This is a genomic window from Nocardia farcinica, assembly GCF_029867845.1.
Classification (GTDB): domain Bacteria; phylum Actinomycetota; class Actinomycetes; order Mycobacteriales; family Mycobacteriaceae; genus Nocardia; species Nocardia farcinica_A.
Genome location: NZ_JARWRU010000995.1, coordinates 1 through 2,813, shown reverse-complemented (window position 1 = coordinate 2,813; position 2,813 = coordinate 1). Strand labels below are relative to the sequence as shown.

Here is a 2,813-nt window from a genome sequence, read left to right as displayed (position 1 = left end):
GCAGGTGCGCCAGCTGACCCCCCGCGACAGCTCGGTGGTCATCTCGCAGAGCCCGACCGCGGCCAACCGGGTCGAGCCGGGCTCGACCACCCCGCCCGCCCCCCCCCGTGGGCCCCGGCTTCCCCGGGCCCCCCGCCTAACCGCCCCCCCCCGCCCCCGGGCCGCGGGGGCTCTGTCGTGTTCGTGGTGCGCGCGCACGTGCCGCCGGAGCCCGGCGGGCGGCTCGCGCCACGGGGCGGGCAGCCGGGCGTCGCCGCTCACGGGCGTCCCGGCAGGCCGGGGCGGGGTCACCGGGACAGAGCCGAGGCTGGGGCAGGGACCAGGACAGGCTGCTAGGGCAGGGCGACGAGGGTGATGGTCGAGCCCGGCTCGACCCGGTTGGCCGCGGTCGGGCTCTGCGAGATGACCACCGAGCTGTCGCGGGGGGTCAGCTGGCGCACCTGCACCCGCAGGCCGAGCTCTTCGAGGATCTCCCGCGCGTCGGCGACGCTCTTGCCGATCACGCCGGGGATCTTCACCGCGTTCGAGACCACCAGGGTCACGCCCTTGCCCGGGTCGATGGTGGTGCCGATGGCGGGTTCGGTGCCGATCACGCTGCCCGGCTCGATGGCCTTGTCGTAGTCCTCGGTGGTGCTGCGCACGCTGATGCCCAGCGCCGACAGCGCCGCTTCGGCCTCTTCGACGGTCTTGCCGCGCACGTCGGGGATCTCCACCGGGCGCGAGCCGTTGCTGGTGTAGACCCTGACCTGACCGTTGAGCGGCAGCACCGTGCCCGGCTCTGGGTCCACCCCGGCCAGTGTGCCCTCGGGGGCGCTGCTGCCGGTCTCGCCCGCGCGCACCGGAGTCAGGCCCGCCTCCTCGATCAGCGCGATCACCGTGTCGATGTCGTCGCCCGGCTGCACCGACGGCACGGTCGGCTTGCCGCTGGAGACCAGCACCGCGACGGTGGAGCCCTTGGTGATCTTGGAACCGGCGGGCGGGTCGCTGCCGACGACGCCGCCGGTTGGCACGGTGTCGGAGGCCTTGGGTTTGGTGGTGGCGGTGAAACCGGCCTCGGTCAGGGCTTCGGTGGCCTGCTCGGTGGTCATGCCCGCGATCGGCGGCACCGCGTTGTAGCGGCCGACGCCGAGCCACCAGCCGCCGATGCCGACCAGCAGGGTGACCGCGACGACCGCGGCCACCCAGATCAGGGTGGTGCGCCGGGCACGGGCCGGGTCGGGGCCGTAGGGTGCGCGGTGGCTGCCGTGGTGCTGGGGTTCGTAGTGTTGCGGCGGGGCGGCCTGGCCCGGCCCGGCCGGTGCCGCCGCGGCGCCGTACATCCTGCTGTCGAAGTCGTCGTCACCGGGCTGCGGTCCACTCACCACCCGGGTGCGGTGCGGCTGCGCGGCGGGAGTGTGCGCCGGCGGCTGGGCGAACGCGCCCGGGGTGAGGCCGGGGGCGGGGCTCACGGCCTGGTGGCGCGCGCTCAGGTGCTCGGCGGAGTCCTGCGGCGCGGGCACCCGGTAGGGCGGCAGGTTCAGCAGGGCGGCGATGTGGCGCAACTCGGCCAGCATCTCGTTCGCGTCGGCGAAGCGGTGCGCGGGCTCGCGGGCGGTGGCCCTGGCGACCAGCTCGTCGAATTCGACGGGGACGCCGTCGATGTAGCCGCTGGGGCTGGGCACGTCGTGATCGACCCGCTGCAGGGCGACCGACAGCGAGTTGTCACCGGTGAACGGCACCTGGCCGGTGAGCAGTTCGAAGATCAGGATGCCGAAGGCGTAGACATCGCTGCGGGCGTCGGTGTGGCCGGTGGTGACCTGTTCCGGGGAGAGATAGGCGGCGGTGCCGAGGATGACGCCCGCCGCGGTGGTGTTGGCCGCGGCGACCGCGCGCACCAGGCCGAAGTCGGCGATCTTGACCTCACCCGCGTCGGAGATCAGCACGTTCTCCGGTTTGATGTCGCGGTGCACCAGGCCCTGGCTGTGCGCCACCCCGATCGCGGCGAGCACCGGCTCCACCACCGCGCGCGCCGCGTGCGGTGGCATCGGGCCGCGCTCACGCAGCAGCTCCCGCAGGGTGCCGCCCTGGACCAGCTCCATGATGAGGAACGGGTGGTCGCCGTCGATGCCCTGGTCGTAGACGGCGACCAGGGCGGGATGGCTGAGCCGGGCGACGGTGCGCGCTTCCAGTTCGAAGCGGGTGAGGAACTGCGGGTCGCCGGCGAACTTGGGGTCCATCACCTTGATGGCGACCGGGCGGTCGAGGCGGGTGTCCATGCCGCGGAAGACCGTCGACATCCCGCCGCGGGCAATCGGCGCGTCGATCCGATAGCGGCCGTCCAGCATCTGCCCGATCACCAGTGAGTCCTCCGAAATCCGCGGCCGCCCTCTGCGACACCGTCGATCGTAACCATGCCGTTGGAACTGGTCCCGGCACACCGACTACCGTTGTCTGCCGTGAGCTCATTCCCCTGCAGCAAGGACGTGCTGGCGGACTCGGTGCCCCTGTTGTCGGTTCCCGAGGTCGCCGATCGGCTCGGTGTCGTGGTGACCCGGGTGCATCAGATGTTGCGCGAGCACCAGATCCTCGCGGTCCGCCGCGACGGGGTGCCCGGAATCCCCGAGATCTTCTTCGATCGCGACACCGGCCAGGTGGTCAAGATGCTGCCCGGCCTGATCACCGTGATGCGGGACTCGAAGTACACCGACGAGGAGATCCTGGAGTGGATCTTCACCGACGACCCGAGCCTGCCAGGCAAGCCGGTCGAGGCGCTGCACGGCCCGCTGGCCCGCGAAGTGGTGCGTCGCGCCGCCGCCGAGCCCTTCTGAGCTCTC

2 protein-coding genes are annotated in these 2,813 nt (G+C 72.7%); one reads left to right on the top strand and one right to left on the bottom strand.

Going from position 1 to position 2,813, the window contains the following annotated elements; all coding sequences use genetic code 11:
• Window positions 1–332: 332 nt before the first annotated feature.
• Complete coding sequence (pknB, locus tag QH283_RS22060) at window positions 333–2,336, bottom strand: Stk1 family PASTA domain-containing Ser/Thr kinase (RefSeq protein ID WP_280504872.1); 2,004 nt, start codon at window positions 2,334–2,336, stop codon at window positions 333–335.
• 99 nt (window positions 2,337–2,435) lie between these two features.
• Here pknB and QH283_RS22055 point away from each other — a divergent pair, with 99 nt between their 5' ends.
• A complete protein-coding gene (locus QH283_RS22055; protein ID WP_280504871.1) occupies window positions 2,436–2,807 on the top strand; it encodes an Rv2175c family DNA-binding protein in 372 nt (123 codons plus the stop codon).
• Window positions 2,808–2,813: the final 6 nt, after the last annotated feature.